Annotated in this window: 18 protein-coding genes; 13 read left to right on the forward strand and 5 right to left on the reverse strand. The window is 64.6% G+C overall.

Annotated elements, in window-relative coordinates; all coding sequences use genetic code 11:
* Nucleotides 1-120: 120 nt before the first annotated feature.
* Together F6S12_RS02505 and F6S12_RS02510 are read right to left on the reverse strand one after the other, a co-directional pair.
* Entirely contained in the window at nucleotides 121-753 is a 633-nt protein-coding gene (locus F6S12_RS02505; protein WP_015634690.1) for a LysE family translocator, read from the reverse strand.
* 41 nt (nucleotides 754-794) lie between these two features.
* Complete coding sequence (locus F6S12_RS02510) at nucleotides 795-1,421, reverse strand: hypothetical protein (protein WP_015634691.1); 627 nt, start codon at nucleotides 1,419-1,421, stop codon at nucleotides 795-797.
* 89 nt (nucleotides 1,422-1,510) lie between these two features.
* Between F6S12_RS02510 and F6S12_RS02515 the strand changes: the two genes are divergently transcribed.
* Nucleotides 1,511-2,464, forward strand: a complete 954-nt coding sequence (locus F6S12_RS02515; RefSeq protein ID WP_019095144.1) for a LysR family transcriptional regulator — start codon at nucleotides 1,511-1,513, stop codon at nucleotides 2,462-2,464.
* Nucleotides 2,465-2,570: 106 nt separating this feature from the next.
* On the opposite strand, the gene F6S12_RS02520 is transcribed toward F6S12_RS02515, so the two are convergent.
* Together F6S12_RS02520 and F6S12_RS02525 are read right to left on the reverse strand one after the other, a co-directional pair.
* Nucleotides 2,571-2,978 carry a PA2817 family protein gene (locus F6S12_RS02520; RefSeq protein ID WP_011060092.1) on the reverse strand — a complete coding sequence of 136 codons (408 nt, stop codon included), beginning with the start codon at nucleotides 2,976-2,978 and terminating at the stop codon, nucleotides 2,571-2,573.
* A gap of 86 nt (nucleotides 2,979-3,064) precedes the next feature.
* Entirely contained in the window at nucleotides 3,065-5,512 is a 2,448-nt protein-coding gene (locus F6S12_RS02525; protein ID WP_315868692.1) for an acyl-CoA dehydrogenase, read from the reverse strand.
* 214 nt (nucleotides 5,513-5,726) lie between these two features.
* On the opposite strand from F6S12_RS02525, the gene F6S12_RS02530 reads away from it, so the two are divergent.
* From F6S12_RS02530 to F6S12_RS02545, 4 genes are all read left to right on the forward strand, one after another.
* Entirely contained in the window at nucleotides 5,727-6,386 is a 660-nt protein-coding gene (locus F6S12_RS02530; RefSeq protein ID WP_011060094.1) for a transglutaminase-like domain-containing protein, read from the forward strand.
* A 42-nt stretch (nucleotides 6,387-6,428) separates the two neighbouring features.
* Nucleotides 6,429-7,052 carry a glutathione S-transferase gene (locus F6S12_RS02535; RefSeq protein ID WP_315868693.1) on the forward strand — a complete coding sequence of 208 codons (624 nt, stop codon included), beginning with the start codon at nucleotides 6,429-6,431 and terminating at the stop codon, nucleotides 7,050-7,052.
* 132 nt (nucleotides 7,053-7,184) lie between these two features.
* On the forward strand, nucleotides 7,185-8,117 hold the full coding sequence (locus F6S12_RS02540; RefSeq protein WP_011060096.1) for an ABC transporter ATP-binding protein: 933 nt from the start codon (nucleotides 7,185-7,187) through the stop codon (nucleotides 8,115-8,117).
* On the forward strand, nucleotides 8,114-8,893 hold the full coding sequence (locus tag F6S12_RS02545; RefSeq protein ID WP_011060097.1) for an ABC transporter permease: 780 nt from the start codon (nucleotides 8,114-8,116) through the stop codon (nucleotides 8,891-8,893). Before F6S12_RS02540 ends, F6S12_RS02545 begins: the two co-directional genes overlap by 4 nt.
* Before the next feature lie 53 nt (nucleotides 8,894-8,946).
* On the opposite strand, the gene F6S12_RS02550 is transcribed toward F6S12_RS02545, so the two are convergent.
* The gene (locus F6S12_RS02550; RefSeq protein ID WP_015634695.1) at nucleotides 8,947-9,462 is read right to left on the reverse strand and encodes a DUF2062 domain-containing protein; all 516 of its coding nucleotides are present in this window, start codon (nucleotides 9,460-9,462) and stop codon (nucleotides 8,947-8,949) included.
* A gap of 139 nt (nucleotides 9,463-9,601) precedes the next feature.
* On the opposite strand from F6S12_RS02550, the gene F6S12_RS02555 reads away from it, so the two are divergent.
* From F6S12_RS02555 to murB, 8 genes are all read left to right on the forward strand, one after another.
* Nucleotides 9,602-11,833, forward strand: a complete 2,232-nt coding sequence (locus F6S12_RS02555) for a DNA internalization-related competence protein ComEC/Rec2 (protein ID WP_161466652.1) — start codon at nucleotides 9,602-9,604, stop codon at nucleotides 11,831-11,833.
* Nucleotides 11,834-11,935: 102 nt separating this feature from the next.
* Nucleotides 11,936-12,571, forward strand: a complete 636-nt coding sequence (locus F6S12_RS02560; protein WP_011060100.1) for a MotA/TolQ/ExbB proton channel family protein — start codon at nucleotides 11,936-11,938, stop codon at nucleotides 12,569-12,571.
* Nucleotides 12,568-12,996 carry an ExbD/TolR family protein gene (locus F6S12_RS02565; protein WP_011060101.1) on the forward strand — a complete coding sequence of 143 codons (429 nt, stop codon included), beginning with the start codon at nucleotides 12,568-12,570 and terminating at the stop codon, nucleotides 12,994-12,996. The genes F6S12_RS02560 and F6S12_RS02565 overlap by 4 nt, the downstream gene beginning before the upstream one ends.
* Nucleotides 12,996-14,006, forward strand: a complete 1,011-nt coding sequence (gene lpxK / locus F6S12_RS02570) for a tetraacyldisaccharide 4'-kinase (RefSeq protein ID WP_015634697.1) — start codon at nucleotides 12,996-12,998, stop codon at nucleotides 14,004-14,006. The genes F6S12_RS02565 and lpxK overlap by 1 nt, the downstream gene beginning before the upstream one ends.
* A 24-nt stretch (nucleotides 14,007-14,030) precedes the next feature.
* Nucleotides 14,031-14,216 (forward strand): Trm112 family protein, encoded by a 186-nt coding sequence (locus F6S12_RS02575; RefSeq protein WP_011060103.1) that lies wholly within the window; start codon nucleotides 14,031-14,033, stop codon nucleotides 14,214-14,216.
* Nucleotides 14,213-14,977, forward strand: a complete 765-nt coding sequence (kdsB, locus tag F6S12_RS02580) for a 3-deoxy-manno-octulosonate cytidylyltransferase (protein ID WP_011060104.1) — start codon at nucleotides 14,213-14,215, stop codon at nucleotides 14,975-14,977. Before F6S12_RS02575 ends, kdsB begins: the two co-directional genes overlap by 4 nt.
* Entirely contained in the window at nucleotides 14,977-15,441 is a 465-nt protein-coding gene (locus F6S12_RS02585) for a low molecular weight protein-tyrosine-phosphatase (protein ID WP_015634698.1), read from the forward strand. Before kdsB ends, F6S12_RS02585 begins: the two co-directional genes overlap by 1 nt.
* Nucleotides 15,438-16,457 (forward strand): UDP-N-acetylmuramate dehydrogenase, encoded by a 1,020-nt coding sequence (gene murB / locus F6S12_RS02590; protein WP_011060106.1) that lies wholly within the window; start codon nucleotides 15,438-15,440, stop codon nucleotides 16,455-16,457. The genes F6S12_RS02585 and murB overlap by 4 nt, the downstream gene beginning before the upstream one ends.
* The last annotated feature ends 60 nt before the right edge of the window (nucleotides 16,458-16,517 follow it).

Raw genomic sequence — 16,517 nt, forward strand, 5'->3', positions numbered from 1 at the left:
ATTCACAAGAACGCCGCTCATTGAGCGGCGTTTTTGTTTGCCTGCGATTCAACGCTGCAGCCAGTGCCCAGAAAAAAGGCCCGCCAGTACACCTGCGCGGGCCTTTGTCGTTTGCCTTGCCTACAGCGACAGCAGCAACCGCCCGGCGAACAGCAGCAGGATCAGCCCCATGCAGCGCTCGAACCAGTGCCCCAGGCGCATGAACAGCAAGCGCACCCGAGAGCTGGAGAAGAACAGCGCGACGATCACGAACCACAGCGCATTTACCAGGCACATCCAGGCGCCATATAGGGCCTGGATGCTCAGTGGGGTGGTGGCGCTGACCAGGGTGGTGAAGATCGCCAGGAAAAACAGGGTCGCCTTGGGGTTGGTGGCATTGGTCAGAAACCCCGTGGTAAAGGCTCGCAGCAAGGTCTGTTGGGGCTCATCGGTGGGCGCCTCGCCGGGAAGGCTGGTCTTGGCCTTGCTGCGCAGCAGGCTGATACCCAAGTACAGGATGTAGGCGCCGCCCAGTAGCTTGGCCGCGCTCAGCAACCAGGGCGTAGCGTGCATCAGGGCGCCCACCCCCAGCAGGGTGTAGAGCACGTGCACCGAGATGCCGGCGCCGATGCCCAGGGCGGTACAGACCCCGGTCATGCGGCCAAAGCGCACGCTCTGGCGGATGGTCACGGCAAAATCCGGCCCGGGAGCGACCACCGCGAGAAAGTGAACCAGGGCCAGGGCGAGGAACTCGCCAAGATAGTTGGAGAGCATGCGGACTCCGCAAAGCAGGGTGATTGAGTGGCAGGCCGTTTTCAGTCGAGGCTATAGCTGACCGAAAGGGTGCCTTTCTTGAGTGAGACCGCGGTGATGAGCACCGCGCCCAGCTGCTGCAGGTGGCTGACGTGGGTGCCGCCGCAACCATAGGCCGGCAGTTGGCCAAAGCTGATCTGGCGCGAACCGTCCGCCATTGTGCTATGCCGTTCCAGGTCGGCCTCTATCCACTGCGCAATCGCGTCCTGCACGCTGGCGCCGTCGATCTCCCGGGGCTGCTCTGCCGGTTTGAACGACACCCGGCCTTCACCTGGCCAGTGATGGGCCTTGATCGGTATCCAGCCCTGGCTTTGCACGAAGTGGCCGATCAGGTGCCCGGCGGAGTGCATGCGGCTGTTGAACAGGCGCGCGGCCTCATCGACCCGGGCCTCGAAAATGCCCGGCTCCAGCGGCTGGTCCAGGTAATGCACGATCTGCTCGCCTTCCTGGGCCACCCGCAGAACGGCGGCCTGGCCGATCCAGCCGGTATCGCTGGGCTGGCCGCCACCCTGGGGGTGGAAGGGCGTGGCGTTGAGGGTGACCGCGAATTGCTGTTCGTGGGGGATGCAGCTCAGGACCTCGACGGAGGTCAGTAACTGGTCATTGTCGTAATACAGGCGCCGCGTCATTTCTCTAACCCTGGAATTCAGTGTTTTTTTATTATGCGGCCTGGGCAATTGCGTGATAATCCGTTCGAAACTCAATGGACTATTGCGTCATGAGCATAAATCTACCCCTGCCTTTGCTGGCAGAAATGGCCATTTTCGTCAGGGTCGTGGAGACCGGCAGCTTCTCCGAGGCGGCACGCCAGCTGGGCTCCTCGCCTTCGGCGGTCAGCCGCAGCATCTCGCGCCTGGAAAAGGCCCTGGCCACCCGGTTGTTGCAGCGCACCACACGCAAGTTGCGCTTGAGCGACGGTGGCGAAGAGGTGTTCAAGCGTTGCAGTGAAATGGTCAGTGCGGCCCGTTCGGTGATGGAGGTCAGCGGCCAGTTCACCCACGAAGCCGAAGGCGTGGTGCGGGTCAGCGTGCCCAAGGCGGTGGGGCGTTTCGTGGTGCACCCGCACATGCCGGAGTTTCTGCGGCGCTATCCCCTGGTCGATGTGGAACTGCTGCATGAGGACCGCGATGTCGACCTGATCGACGACAACGTCGACCTGGCGATCCGCATCACCGATCGCCCGCCGCCCGGGTTGATCGGCCGCCAGCTGTTGCGCATCGATCACCTGCTCTGCGCCACCCCGCAGTACCTGGCCGAGCACGGTACCCCGGCCCATCCCCAGGACCTGCGCCAGCACAGTTGCATCTACCTGGGCGAGACCCCCAGCGATGCGCGCTGGAAATTCACCCAGGGCAGCAAGGCGGTCACGGTGGGGGTGCGCGGGCGCTATGCGGCCAACCACACCGGGGTGCGCCTGGATGCGGTGCTGCAACACCTGGGGATCGGCAGCCTGCCGTACTTCACCGCGCGCCATGCCCTGGAGCAGGGGCTGATCGTCCAGGTGCTGCCGGAGTGGACCTTCCTGGCCTCCTACCACGGCGGTGCCTGGCTGCTGCATTCACCGACCCGTTACCTGCCGCCCAAGTTGCGGGTTTTCATCGACTACCTGGTGGAGTGCCTGGCCAAGGAGCCGACCCTCAACCGCCCGGGCAAAGCGGAACGCCCGCTGTAGGAGCTGGCTTGCCAGCGAATTCTCTGACAAGCCGGCGCTAAAAGGCGCCCATGAAAAAGGCCCGCCGGGCGAACCGTGCGGGCCTTGGTTGCGCCGGGCGCAGTGATCAGTGCTTGCTGTCCTGGGCAGAAAGCGCCAGCAGCTGCTTTTCCTGGTTCCAGTCGAAGGGCTCGTCGTTCTGCTCGGCTTCGAAACGGCGCTCTTCCAGGGCCTGGTACAGGTCGATTTCTTCATCGGGCATGTAGTGCAGGCAGTCACCGGCGAAGAACCACAGCAGGTCACGAGGCACCAGGTGGGCGATCTGCGGGTAGCGCTGCATGATCTGGCACAGCAGGTCCTGGCCCAGGTATTGGCTTTCGATCGGGTCGATCGGCAGCGAGGCGCGCAGTTCGTCGAAGCGCTCCAGGAACAGCGCATGGCTTTCCTCGGGCACCTGTTCGGCTTCACCTACGGCGACCAGGATGCTGCGCAGGTGGTCCAGCAGGACGAGATGATCGGCGACGATGTTGGACATGACAGGGTCCTCAAGAGCAAAACGGGCGCGGGAGTATATAGCTCCCGCGCCCGGTTTCATAATCGACCTGCCCCGAAGGCGGCCGTCTAGCGGGTCTTGCCTTCGCTTAGGGTCAGCTCCTCCTTGGCAAAATCATCCACATCGATGACCTTGCGCCGCGCCGCCTCGGCCTCGTGCAGGCTCTGGGCCTCGGCGGCCTGCAGCACGCCGGCTTCCAGCGCCGCGTCGATGGCCGATTCGCCGGCAGCCGGTTTGACCTGGCCGCTTTTCAGCGCTTCGTGGAGCTTCTTGTGCAACGGGTGCACGGCGCTCAGCAGGTTGCTGGCATGTTGCAGGGCGCCCACCGGGTCGTCCTTGGATTGCGGGCGGTAGCAGCCGGCAAGCACCGCTTCCAGGGCCGGATCGCCCTGGGCTCGACCGATGATCGCCGCCACTTCGGCATCCAGCTTGTCCGATGGCCCGGTATGGCGACGGCCGAAGGGGAACACCAGCACCCGCAGCACGCAACCGAACACCCGGTTGGGGAAGTTGCTGAGCAACTCGTCCAGGGCCCGTTCGGAATGCCCGAGGCTCTCTTCCATGGCCCAGGCCAGCAGGGGGCGCAGGTATTCCGGGGAGTCCAGGTCGTGGTAGCGCTTGAGCGCTGCCGACGCCAGGTACAGGTGGCTGAGCACATCCCCCAGGCGGGCGGAAAGGCGCTCGCGGCGTTTGAGTTCGCCCCCCAGCAGCATCATCGAGAAGTCCGCCAGCAGGGCGAAGGCCGCGGCCTGGCGGTTCAGGGCACGGAAGTAGCCCTGGCTGACCTTGTCTCCCGGAACGTGTTCGAAGTGGCCCAGGCCGAGGTTCAGCACCAGGGTGCTGGCGGCGTTGCTCACGGCGAAACCTATGTGCTTGAGCAGCAGGGCGTCGAACTCCTGCAGCGCCTGGTCGTGGTCTTCGCGACCGGCCAGGGCCATTTCCTTGAGCACGAATGGATGGCAGCGGATTGCCCCCTGGCCGAAGATCATCAGGTTGCGCGAAAGGATGTTGGCGCCTTCCACGGTGATGAAGATCGGCGCTCCTTGCCAGCTGCGGCCCAGGTAGTTGTTGGGGCCCATGATGATGCCCTTGCCGCCGTGCACGTCCATGGCGTGGCTGATGCACTCGCGGCCGCGCTCGGTGAGGTGGTACTTGAGGATCGCCGACAGCACCGAGGGTTTTTCCCCCAGGTCCACGGCGTTGGCAGTGAGCATGCGTGCACTGTCCATCAGCCAGGCATTGCCGCCGAGGCGGGCCAGAGCCTCCTGGATGCCCTCGAAGGCGGCGAGGGGCACGTTGAACTGCTCCCGCACCTGGGCGTACTGGCCGGTCACCAGGCTGGTGAATTTGGCGGCGCCGGTGCCCACCGCGGGCAGGGAGATCGAACGGCCCACGGACAGGCAATTCATCAGCATCATCCAGCCCTTGCCGAGCATTTCCTGGCCGCCGATGAGGAAGTCCAGGGGAATGAACACGTCCTTGCCGGAGTTCGGGCCGTTCATGAAGGCCGCGCCCAGGGGCAGGTGGCGGCGGCCGATATCCACCCCGGGGGTGTCGGTGGGGATCAGTGCCAGGCTGATGCCCAGGTCTTCCTGGTCGCCCAGCAGGTGGTCCGGGTCATGGGCCTTGAAGGCCAGGCCGAGCAGGGTGGCCACCGGGCCCAGGGTGATGTAGCGCTTTTCCCAGTTCAGGCGCAGGCCCAGGGTTTCTTCACCCTGCCATTGGCCTTTGCAGATGATCCCGGTGTCGGGCATGGCCCCTGCATCGGAGCCGGCCAGGGGGCCGGTGAGGGCGAAGCAGGGAATGTCGTCGCCCCGGGCCAGCCGCGGCAGGTAGTGATTGCGCTGTTCGTCGGTGCCGTAGTGCAGCAGCAGTTCGGCCGGGCCCAGGGAGTTGGGCACCATCACGGTGGAGGCCAGGTCGCCGCTGCGGGTGGCCAGCTTCATGGCCACCTGGGAGTGGGCGTAGGCCGAGAAGCCCTTGCCGCCGAACTCCTTGGGAATGATCAGGGCAAAGAAACCGTGCTCCTTGATGTGGGCCCAGGCTTCGGCCGGCAGGTCCATGTGCTGGCCGATCTGCCAGTCGCTGACCATGGCGCACAGCTCCTCGGTCGGGCCGTCGATGAACGCCTGCTCTTCTTCGGTCAACTGGGCCTTGGGGTAGGCCAGCAAGGTATTCCAGTCGGGGCGGCCACTGAACAGCTCGCCGTCCCACCAGACGGTGCCGGCATCGATGGCATCGCGCTCGGTCTGGGACATCGGCGGCAGAACCTTCTGGAACCAGCTGAACAGCGGCGCACTGAAATACTTGCGCCGCAGATCGGGCAGCAGCAGAGGGGCGGCGACCGCTGCCAGCAGCACCCAGAAAATCAGCAGCAGCCAGCCGGGGGCACGGCTAAAGGCGCCCATGGCCAAGAGGTAGATGGCGACCACGCCGAGGGCGGGCAGGGGGGCGGTACGGCGATGGGCCAGGTAGGCCACTGCGAGCACCAGAACCAGTATCCACAACAACAGCATATTCAATCCTCCGTGAAACCAGGGGTGAAATCACCCTCAGAGCGTAGTCGGCCTTCGACAGCGCGGGTGAGCAGGGCAGTGCGGGTGCAATGCAAGTCTGTATCTTGCGGGCCAGGCCCGGTTGATCGTGGGGGCCATGATCTTTGGCCGATACGTCGTTATCACTGGGGCGGACGCCTCGATAGACTCAGGCTTCCTCTCGGAGGTCATGCCCATGCACGAGTACCTGCGTCCCAGCCGCTTCATCGATAGTGACCACCCGGCGGTGGTGGAGTTCGCCGAAACTCATCGCGGTGCCAGCCGCGATCCCCGACAGCAAGCCGTCAGCCTCTATTACGCGGTGCGCGAGGCCGTACGCTACAATTTCTACAGTTTCAGCCGTGATCCCCAGACCTTGCGCGGCAGCCATGCCCTGGCCACCGGCGAGAGCTATTGCGTGCCCAAGGCCACCTTGCTCGCCGGTTGTGCCCGGCATTGCGGGATACCGGCGCGCATCGGCCTGGCCGATGTGCGCAATCACCTGTCCACACCCAGGCTGCTGGAGCTGCTGCGCAGCGATGTGTTCGCCATGCACGGCTACACCGAGTTCTATCTGCAGGGTCGTTGGGTCAAGGCCACGCCGGCGTTCAACCGGCAATTGTGTGAAATGTTCGATGTGGCGCCGCTGGATTTCGACGGCCTGGAGGACAGCGTTTTCCAGCCTTTCAATCGCCAGGGCGAACAGTCGATGGAGTACCTGGTGGACCACGGGCAGTTTGCCGACGTGCCGCAGGAGCTGTTTTTCGGCCACCTGGAAAAATGCTACCCGCACCTGTTCGACGCGCAGCAGCCGCAAGTGCTGGCAGACCTGCGCGGCGATTTGAGTCGCGGCTGATCAGGCGTAGACTGCCCCGGCATTCATTATTGAGGGATGGTCATGCTGAAGATCTGGGGTCGCAAGAACTCGTCGAATGTCAGGAAGGCACTCTGGTGCGCGCAGGAACTGGGGCTCGCCTATGAGTCCCTGGACGCCGGCGGCGCCTTTGGGGTGGTGGACACCCCGGCGTACCGGGCGCTGAACCCCAATGGCCGGATTCCACTGATTGAAGACGGCGACTTCGTGCTCTGGGAGTCCAATACCATCGTGCGCTACCTGGCTGCGCGCTACGCCGCCGATAGCCACTGGTACCCAGCCGACGTGCAACTGCGGGCCAGCGCCGAGAAGTGGATGGACTGGACCACCTCGACCTTCGCTGAACCCTTCCGATATCTGTTCTGGGGCGTAGTGCGCACCCCGGCCGAGCAGCAGGACTGGGCGCAGATCAACGCCGCCAAGGCCACGTGTGCCGAGCTGCTGGCGCGGGTCGATCAGGCCCTGGGCGAGCAGCCTTACCTGTCCGGGCAGGAGATCGGCGTGGGCGACATTCCCCTCGGCAGTTTCATCTACGCTTGGTTCGAGATGCCCATCGAGCGTCCTTCCATGCCCCATCTGCAAGCCTGGTATGAGCGCTTGAAACAGCGCCCGGCCTATCGCCAGGCCGTGATGACCGCGTTGACTTAATACCCACTATCGATACGGGTGACTGTACTTGCACGACGCAGGCACGCAACATGGCGGGCGTCCGGCGTCGTTGCAATCGGCTCGGGCCGCCCTTACTTATAAAATTCCCCCTTCTTGGTGCATGAATCCGATATGAGTTCCGCTCTGTCCATCCGGCAGCTAACCAAAACCTACGGCAACGGTTTCCAGGCCCTGAGTGGTATCGATCTGGATGTCGCCGAAGGTGACTTTTTCGCCCTGCTCGGCCCTAACGGGGCCGGCAAATCCACCACCATCGGCATTCTCTCGACCCTGGTGAACAAGACCAGCGGTACGGTGAGCGTCTTCGGCCACGACCTGGATCGTGAGCCGGCGGCGCTCAAGCGTTGCATCGGCGTGGTGCCGCAGGAATTCAACTTCAACCAGTTCGAGAAAACCTTCGACATCGTCGTGACCCAGGCCGGCTACTACGGCATTCCGGCGAAGATCGCCAAGCAGCGCGCCGAGCAGTACCTGACCCAGCTCGGCCTGTGGGACAAGCGCGATGTGCCTTCGCGTTCCCTGTCCGGTGGCATGAAGCGGCGCCTGATGATCGCCCGCGCGCTAGTGCATGAACCGCGCCTGTTGATCCTTGACGAACCTACCGCCGGGGTCGATATCGAGCTGCGCCGTTCCATGTGGAGCTTTCTCACCGAGCTCAACCAGAAAGGCATCACCATCATCCTCACCACCCACTACCTGGAAGAGGCTGAGCAGCTGTGCCGCAACATCGGCATCATCGACCACGGCACCATCGTCGAGAACACCAGCATGCGCCAGTTGCTCAGCCAGCTGCATGTGGAGACTTTCCTCCTCGACCTGAAGAACGACCTGAGCGTGGCGCCGCAACTGGCCGGCTATCCGACCCGGCTGGTGGACAGCCATACCCTGGAGGTCCAGGTGGACAAGGCCGTGGGCATCACCGCGCTGTTCGGCCAACTGGCCCTGCAGAACATCGAGGTGCTGAGCCTGCGTAACAAAACCAACCGTCTTGAGGAGTTGTTCGTGTCCCTGGTGGAGAAGAATCTGTCGAAGGTGGCGGTATGAGTTCGGAGTTCAAACCCAACCTGGTGGCGCTCAACACCATTGTCTATCGCGAAGTCCGGCGCTTCACCCGGATCTGGCCGCAGACCCTGCTGCCCCCGGCCATCACCATGGTCCTGTACTTCGTCATCTTCGGTAACCTGATCGGCCGGCAGATCGGCGACATGGGTGGTTTCACCTACATGGAGTACATCGTCCCGGGGCTGATCATGATGTCGGTGATCACCAACTCCTACGGCAACGTGGTATCGAGCTTCTTCGGCAGCAAGTTCCAGCGCTCCATCGAGGAGTTGATGGTCTCGCCGTTGTCGCCCCATACCATTCTCATCGGCTACACCTTGGGCGGGGTGCTGCGGGGGCTGATGGTGGGGGTCATCGTGACGCTGCTGTCGCTGTTCTTCACCACGCTGCAGGTGCACCACCTGGGCATCACGGTGCTGGTGGTAGTGCTGACCGCGACCATCTTCTCGCTGCTGGGCTTCATCAACGCAGTCTTTGCACGCAACTTCGACGATATCTCGATCATCCCGACCTTCGTGCTGACGCCCCTGACCTACCTGGGCGGGGTGTTCTACTCGATCAACCTGCTGCCGCCGTTCTGGCAGACGGTGTCCCTGGCCAACCCGGTGCTGCACATGGTCAACGCCTTCCGTTTCGGCATCCTCGGGGTGTCGGACATCAAGATCAGCATCGCCATTACCTTCATGCTGGTGGCCACCCTGGTGCTGTATATCGGTTGCGCACGGCTGCTGGTGAGCGGGCGCGGCATGCGTCAGTAAATGCCTTTAGTGCGTCATGCAAACGGCCTCCCTCGGGAGGCCGTTTTCGTTGGTCACTGCCGTTGCTGCTTGCGCCTGGACCATTGGCGCGCGACCCACCAGCGCCAATAGAGCATGGTCAGGCAATAGGCAGTGGCCCCCAGCACCAGCCCGGCCACCACCGAGCCGAGGAGGAAGGGTTGCCACAGGGTTGCCAGCTGGCTGCTGATCCACTCCCAGGTCAGCTCGTCGGGCAGGGTGCGCGGCGGCACGTTCATCAGCCAGGCCCCCAGTTGGTAGGTGCAGAAGAACACCGGCGGCATGGTGATGGGGTTGGTCAACCAGACCAGGCTGACACTGATGGGCATATTGCCGCGTAGCCAGATGGCCAGTACCGCAGCCAGCAACATCTGCATTGGAATGGGAATAAAGGCGGCAAACAGGCCCACGGCCATGGCCCGGGCCACCGAGTGTCGATTGAGGTGCCAGAGGTTGGCGTCATGCAGCAGGGTGCCGAGAAAGCGTAAGGACTTGTGTTCCCGGATGCTGGTCGGATCTGGCATGTAACGTTTGAATAAGCGCCGGGGCATAAGGCTTCTCGGTCGGGTCAGGCGACGATTATGACCGGATTCTAGTCGGCGAAAATTCAGACATTGTGACAAATGATAAAGCCGCGCTGCCCATCCTCGACTAAGCCAAGAGTATGAACTCCCAAGGAGGGGCGGGCGGATGCGTAGCGCAATGCTGGCGCTGGCTGCGGGGCTGCTGGCGCTGGGTTTCATGCCGGCCTTGCCCCCAGGCTGGCTGCTGCTGTGTATGGCGATACTGGCCTTGATGCTGTTGCCGTTTCGTACACATCCGGTGGCATTTTTCCTGTTCGGTTTCACCTGGGCCTGTGTGTCCGCGCAGTCGGCCCTGGATGATCGCCTGGCGCCGCGCCTGGAGGCACAGACCCGCTGGCTGGAGGGGCGAGTGAGCGGCCTGCCGGAGCAGGCGGGCGGCGTGGTGCGTTTCGAGCTGGAAGATGCCCAGGCCCGCCGTGAGCGGCTGCCCCGGCGCATGCGGCTGGCCTGGCGTGAGGGCCCGGCGCTCAAGAGTGGCGAGCGCTGGCGGCTGGCGGTCAAGCTTCGCCAGCCGATGGGTTTGTTGAATCCCCAGGGCTTCGATTACCAGGCCTGGCTGCTGGCGCGCCGTATCGGCGCCACCGGCACGGTCAAGGCCGGGCAGTTACTGGCACCGGCCCCGCAGGCCTGGCGGCAAGGCTTGCGCCAGCGCTTGCTAGAGGTCGAGGCACAGGGGCGCGGTGCGGGGCTGGCGGCGCTGGTGATGGGCGACGGTTCCGGCCTGACGCGGCAAGACTGGCAGCTGTTGCAGGACACCGGCACCGTCCACCTGATGGTGATTTCCGGGCAGCACATCAGCCTGCTGGCTGGGGTGATCTATTTCGCGGTGGCCGGGCTGGCCCGCCATGGTCTCTGGCCCGAGCGCTTGCCGTGGTTGCCCTGGGCCTGTGCCCTGGCCTGGCTCGGCGCCCTGGGCTACGGCCTGCTGGCGGGGTTCGATGTGCCAGTGCAGCGCGCCTGTGTGATGGTCGCCCTGGTACTGCTCTGGCGCATGCGCTTTCGCCATCTGCCGGCCGGCTGGCCCCTGCTGCTGGCGTTGAATGCGGTGTTGCTGGCCGAGCCGCTGGCCAGCTTGCAGGCGGGGTTCTGGCTGTCCTTTGCCGCAGTGGCAATCCTGATCTTGACCTTTGCCGGGCGCCTGGGGGCGTGGAGCTGGTGGCAGGGCTGGACCCGGGCCCAATGGTTGATCGCCATTGGCCTGCTGCCGCCGTTGCTGGCTCTGGGGCTGCCTATCAGCCTCAGCGGGCCGCTGGCCAATTTGCTGGCGGTGCCCTGGATCAGCTTTCTGGTGTTGCCGCCGGCTTTGCTCGGCAGCCTGCTGCTGCCGGTGCCTTATGTGGGTGAGGGCCTGTTGTGGCTGGCCGGTGGATTGCTGGACGGGTTGTTCCGCTTGCTCGGATTGATTGCCGGTGGGTGGCCGGCCTGGGTGCCGCCGCAGATCCCTCTGTGGCTATGGGGCATGAATGCTCTGGGCTGCCTGTTGCTGCTGTTGCCCAGGGGCGTGCCCATGCGGGTTCTGGGTTGGCCGCTGTTGCTGCTGGCGGTCTGGCCACCCCTGGCGCGCGTGCCCGAAGGCGAGGTGGAGGTCTGGCAGCTGGATGTGGGGCAGGGCCTGTCATTCATCCTGCGGACCCGTGATCACGCCCTGCTGTATGACGCTGGCGCGCGGGTCGCCGAGTTCGACCTGGGAGAGCGAGTGGTAGTGCCGACCCTGCACAGGCTCGGCATCCGGCGGCTGGACCTGATGCTGCTCAGCCATGCCGACAACGACCATGCCGGTGGCGCCCAGGCGGTGCAGCGCTCAATGCCCGTGGGCGAGGTCCGCGGAGGCCAGCCCGAAGCCTTGCCCGCGGGCCTGCAGGCAAGGCCTTGCGACAGTGGGCTGAGCTGGGTGTGGAATGGCGTGCGCTTTCGCCAGTGGCAATGGGCGGCGGCGACCGACGGCAATCAGGCTTCGTGCGTGCTCCAGGTCGAGGCTGCCGGCGAGCGCCTGCTGCTCACCGGGGACATCGACGCCCGTGCCGAGCGAGCCTTGCTCGACAGCCCGCTGGCGGTGCGGACCCACTGGCTGCAGGCACCCCATCACGGCAGCCGCACCTCTTCATCCATGGCCTTGCTGCAACGGCTGGCCCCCGACGCGGTGCTGATTTCCCGTGGGCGGGGCAATGCCTTCGGCCACCCCCATCCTCAAGTGCTGGCACGCTATCAGCGCCTGGACATGGCAATTTATGACAGTGCCGAACAGGGCGCTCTGAGGCTGCAACTGGGGGCCTTCGGGGCGGCGCATGGGCTTCGCGAGCAGCGGCGATTCTGGCGTGAGCCGCCCGCAATGCCTTAAATAACCGTGGGTTATTAAAGCCTGTGAGCATGCGACATCACGGTCTTCGGTGCGTCCGGCCCCTATGTTAGAGTGGCGCACTTTTTCGAGGGGGCTGTCACTGTGTGGGAATTGGTCAAATCCGGCGGCTGGATGATGTTGCCGATCATTCTGAGTTCCATTGCTGCCGTGGGCATCATTGCCGAGCGTCTGTGGACCCTGCGGGCCAGTCGTGTCACCCCGCCCCACCTGCTGGGGCAGGTCTGGCGCTGGATCAAGGACAAGCAGCTGAACAAGGAAAAGCTCAAGGAACTGCGCGCCGATTCGCCCCTGGGCGAGATTCTGGCGGCGGGCCTGGCCAACTCCAAGCATGGCCGCGAGATCATGAAGGAATGCATCGAAGAGGCTGCCGCCCGGGTCATCCATGAGCTGGAACGCTACCTCAACGCCCTCGGCACCATTGCCGCCATGGCACCGCTGCTGGGGCTGCTGGGCACCGTGCTGGGCATGATCGACATCTTCAGTTCGTTCATGGGCTCGGGCATGACCACCAACGCGCACATCCTCGCAGGCGGTATTTCCAAAGCCCTGATCACCACTGCCGCCGGCCTGATGGTGGGCATTCCCTCGGTGTTCTTCCACCGCTTCCTGCAACGCCGGGTCGATGAACTGGTGGTGGGCATGGAGCAGGAGGCGATCAAGCTGGTGGAAGTGATCCAGGGCGACCGCGATGTCGATCTGGCCGAGGGCAAAGCGTGAAATTCCGTCGCAAGCCCCGGGAAACCGTGGACATCAACCTGGCGTCGTTGATCGACGTGGTGTTCATCCTGCTGCTGTTCTTTGTTGTCACCACCACCTTCACCCGGGAAACCGAGCTGCGGGTCGACCTGCCGGAAGCGGTCAGCGGCTCGCCGGCCGAAGACCAGCAGGTCAAGCAACTGGATATCGCCATCAGCGCCGACGGCGTGTTTTCGGTGAACAACCAGGTCCTGCCCAAAAATGACCTGGAGACCTTGATCGAGGCCCTGCAGAAGGAGTCGGCGGGCGACACCAACCTGCCGCTGTCCATCAGCGCCGACGGCAAGACCCAGCATCAAGCGGTGATCACTGCCATGGATGCAGCCGGCAAGCTCGGTTTCAGCCACCTGCGCATGACCACCGTCGAGGCGGACCCGGCACCCTGATGGCACTTTCCGATCGCCTGCTCAATGCCTGGTACAACGGCCACCCCGCGCTGAAACTGCTGCGCCCCCTGGAATGCCTGTATCGCCGAGTGGTGACGGGCAAGCGCCAGCGCTTTCTTGCCGGTGAGGGGGCGATCTATCAACCACCTGTGCCGCTGATCGTGGTGGGTAACATCACTGTCGGCGGCACCGGCAAGACGCCGTTGATCCTGTGGCTGGTGGAGCACTGCCAGCGCCTCGGGTTGCGGGTCGGGGTGGTCAGCCGCGGCTACGGTGCCAAGCCGGCGCAACTGCCCTGGCGCGTCAGCGCCGAAGATTGCGCCGCGGTGGCCGGTGATGAGCCGCTGCTGATCGTCCAGCGCTGCGGCGTGCCGCTGATGATCGACCCGGATCGCGGCCGCGCCGTACAGGCCCTGCTGGCCGCCGAGCCGCTGGACCTGATCCTGTCCGACGACGGCCTGCAGCACTACCGCCTGGCCCGTGACCTGGAGCTGGTGCTGATCGATGCCGCCCGCGGCCTGGGCAACCGCCGCTGCCTGCCTGCCGGGCCGCTGCGCGAGCCGGCGGAGCGTTTGCAGAGCGTCGACGCGGTGCTCTACAACGGCGCAGTTGATGACCGTGACGAGGGGTTCGCCTTTCATCTCAAGCCCTCGGTGCTGGTCAACCTGCGCAGTGGCGAGCGTCGTGCGCTGGAGCATTTCGCCCCCGGCCAGGCGCTGCATGCGGTGGCGGGCATCGGCAATCCCCAGCGTTTCTTCAACACCCTTGAAACGCTACACTGGCGGCCTGTTCCCCATGCATTTGCCGATCACGCTCAATACAGTGCGCAGGCCTTGACCTTCACCCCGTCATTGCCGCTGGTCATGACCGAGAAAGATGCGGTCAAGTGCCGGGCTTTCGCGGCAGACGATTGGTGGTACCTGGCGGTCGATGCCCAGCCTTCGCCGGCCTTCGTCGCCTGGTTCGATACTCAGTTGATGCGCCTGCTGCCTGATCGTCTGCTGCCTTAATTCGCTTTTATCCAGGGAATCCTCATGGACACCAAACTGCTCGACATCCTCGCCTGCCCGATCTGCAAAGGCCCCCTCAAACTCAGCGCCGACAAGACCGAGCTGATCAGCAAGGGCGCGGGCCTTGCCTATCCGATTCGCGATGGCATCCCGGTGATGCTGGAAAGCGAAGCGCGCACCCTGACCACCGAAGAGCGCCTGGACAAATGAGCAGCGCCTTTACCGTTGTCATCCCGGCGCGCTACGCCTCCACTCGCTTGCCAGGCAAGCCGCTGCAACTGATCGCCGGCAAGCCGATGATCCAGTGGGTCTGGGAACAGGCGCGCAAGAGCAGCGCCGAGCGGGTCGTGGTGGCCACCGATGATCAGCGCATCGTCGAGGCCTGCCAGGGCTTTGGCGCCGAGGCGCTGCTGACTCGGGAAGATCACAACTCCGGCACCGACCGGCTGGCGGAAGTCGCCGCCCAGCTGGGCCTGGCCGCGGATGCGATCGTGGTCAACGTACAAGGCGACGAGCCGTTGATCCCGCCGTCGGTGATCGATCAGGTAGCGGCCAACCTGGCAGCCCACACCGAAGCGCGCATGGCCACCCTGGCCGAGCCGATCGAGGACGTGCAGACCCTGTTCAACCCCAATGTGGTCAAGGTGGTCAGCGACCTCAACGGCCTGGCCCTGACCTTCAGTCGCGCCACCTTGCCCTGGGCCCGGGATGCCTTTGCCCAGAGTCGTGAGCAACTGCCCGAAGGCGTGCCTTATCGCCGTCACATCGGCATCTATGCCTACCGCGCCGGCTTTCTTCACGACTTCGTCAGTTGGGGCCCGTGCTGGCTGGAAAACACCGAATCCCTGGAGCAACTGCGTGCCCTGTGGCATGGCGTGCGGATCCACGTGGCCGACGCCCTGGAAGCACCGCCTACCGGCGTCGATACCGCCGAAGACCTTGAGCGCGTTCGGCGCCTGCTGGAGGCCTGATGCGGGTTCTGTTCGTCTGCCTGGGCAATATCTGCCGCTCGCCCACCGCCGAAGGCGTGCTGCGCCGCAAGTTGCACGAGGCCGGCCTGGGTGACCAGGTGCAAGTCGCCTCTGCGGGCACCAGCGACTGGCACATCGGCAAGGCCCCGGACAAGCGCAGCCAGCAGGCTGCCTTGCGGCGCGGCTACGACCTGTCGGCACAACGGGCGCAGCAGGTCGGCAGCGCCGATTTCGCTGCCTATGACCTGATCTTCGCCATGGACCAGAGCAACCTGCGCAACCTCAAGGCCCTGCAACCGGCTCGGGGCAAGGCCGAGCTGGACCTGTTCCTGCGTCGCTACGAGGCGGCGCTGGATGAAGTGCCGGATCCGTACTACGACGGCGAGCAGGGTTTCGAGCAGGTGCTGGACCTGATCGAGGATGCCTGCGACCGGCTGGTGGTCGAATTGAAGGGGCGGCTATGACCCTGGACATTCAGGCCGATGTGTCCCTCAAGCCGTTCAACAGCTTCGGGGTCGAGGTCAAGGCGAAGTGGTTTGCCCAGGCCCACAGCGACGACGAGGTACGCGAGGCCCTGGCCTATTGCGCTACCCACCAGTTGCCGCTGCTGGTGATCGGCGGCGGCAGCAACCTGCTGCTGACGGCGGATATCCAGGCCCTGGTGCTGCGCATGGCCACTCGTGGCATTCGCCTGCTCAGCGATGACGGGCAGCGGGTGGTGGTCGAGGCCGAGGCCGGGGAAACCTGGCATCCCTTTGTCCAGTGGACCCTGGAGCAGGGCCTGTCCGGGCTGGAGAACCTGAGCCTGATTCCCGGCACCGTCGGCGCCGCACCGATGCAGAACATCGGCGCCTATGGGGTGGAGATCAAGGACGTGTTCGCCGGCCTGACCGCCCTCGATCGGCAGACCGGCGAGCTGCGGGAATTCGATCTGGCGCAGTGTCAGTTCGCGTACCGCGACAGCCTGTTCAAGCATCAGGCCGGTCGCTGGTTGATCCTGCGGGTGCGCTTTGCCCTGAACCGTGTCGATCACCTGCACCTGGAATACGGTCCGGTGCGCCAGCGCCTGAGCGAGCAGGGCATCGAACAGCCGACGGCCAGCGATGTCAGCCGGGCGATCTGCAGCATCCGCAGCGAGAAGCTCCCGGACCCTGCCGTGCTGGGCAATGCCGGCAGCTTCTTCAAGAACCCGGTGGTGCCGGCGGCACTGGCGGCGCAGATCAAGCAGTCGCATCCGGGGCTGGTGGGTTACCCCCAGGCCGATGGGCAGGTGAAGCTGGCGGCCGGTTGGCTGATCGAACAGGCGGGCTGGAAGGGCTTTCGCGAGGCGGATGCCGGGGTCCATCGCTTGCAATCGCTGGTGCTGGTCAACTATGGCGGCGCTAGCGGCCTGCAGTTGCTGGAACTGGCGCGGCGGATCCAGCGCGATATCGCCGAGCGTTTCAGTGTCGAGCTGGAGATGGAGCCCAACCTCTATTAGCGAGAGCCGGCTTGCGGTGGATAGCAAAAAGCCTTGCCTGGCTGACGTTCGGGCAAGGCT

Source organism: Pseudomonas sp. JV245A, from assembly GCF_032424515.1.
Taxonomy (GTDB): domain Bacteria; phylum Pseudomonadota; class Gammaproteobacteria; order Pseudomonadales; family Pseudomonadaceae; genus Aquipseudomonas; species Aquipseudomonas protegens.

Coding starts and splice junctions, on each gene's coding strand:
- F6S12_RS02505 (WP_015634690.1), bottom strand. CDS start 753: ATGCTCTCCAACTATCTTGGCGAGTTCCTCGCCCTGGCCCTGGTTCAC.
- F6S12_RS02510 (WP_015634691.1), bottom strand. CDS start 1,421: ATGACGCGGCGCCTGTATTACGACAATGACCAGTTACTGACCTCCGTC.
- F6S12_RS02515 (WP_019095144.1), top strand. CDS start 1,511: ATGAGCATAAATCTACCCCTGCCTTTGCTGGCAGAAATGGCCATTTTC.
- F6S12_RS02520 (WP_011060092.1), bottom strand. CDS start 2,978: ATGTCCAACATCGTCGCCGATCATCTCGTCCTGCTGGACCACCTGCGC.
- F6S12_RS02525 (WP_315868692.1), bottom strand. CDS start 5,512: ATGCTGTTGTTGTGGATACTGGTTCTGGTGCTCGCAGTGGCCTACCTG.
- F6S12_RS02530 (WP_011060094.1), top strand. CDS start 5,727: ATGCACGAGTACCTGCGTCCCAGCCGCTTCATCGATAGTGACCACCCG.
- F6S12_RS02535 (WP_315868693.1), top strand. CDS start 6,429: ATGCTGAAGATCTGGGGTCGCAAGAACTCGTCGAATGTCAGGAAGGCA.
- F6S12_RS02540 (WP_011060096.1), top strand. CDS start 7,185: ATGAGTTCCGCTCTGTCCATCCGGCAGCTAACCAAAACCTACGGCAAC.
- F6S12_RS02545 (WP_011060097.1), top strand. CDS start 8,114: ATGAGTTCGGAGTTCAAACCCAACCTGGTGGCGCTCAACACCATTGTC.
- F6S12_RS02550 (WP_015634695.1), bottom strand. CDS start 9,462: ATGCCCCGGCGCTTATTCAAACGTTACATGCCAGATCCGACCAGCATC.
- F6S12_RS02555 (WP_161466652.1), top strand. CDS start 9,602: ATGCGTAGCGCAATGCTGGCGCTGGCTGCGGGGCTGCTGGCGCTGGGT.
- lpxK (WP_015634697.1), top strand. CDS start 12,996: ATGGCACTTTCCGATCGCCTGCTCAATGCCTGGTACAACGGCCACCCC.
- F6S12_RS02575 (WP_011060103.1), top strand. CDS start 14,031: ATGGACACCAAACTGCTCGACATCCTCGCCTGCCCGATCTGCAAAGGC.
- kdsB (WP_011060104.1), top strand. CDS start 14,213: ATGAGCAGCGCCTTTACCGTTGTCATCCCGGCGCGCTACGCCTCCACT.
- F6S12_RS02585 (WP_015634698.1), top strand. CDS start 14,977: ATGCGGGTTCTGTTCGTCTGCCTGGGCAATATCTGCCGCTCGCCCACC.
- murB (WP_011060106.1), top strand. CDS start 15,438: ATGACCCTGGACATTCAGGCCGATGTGTCCCTCAAGCCGTTCAACAGC.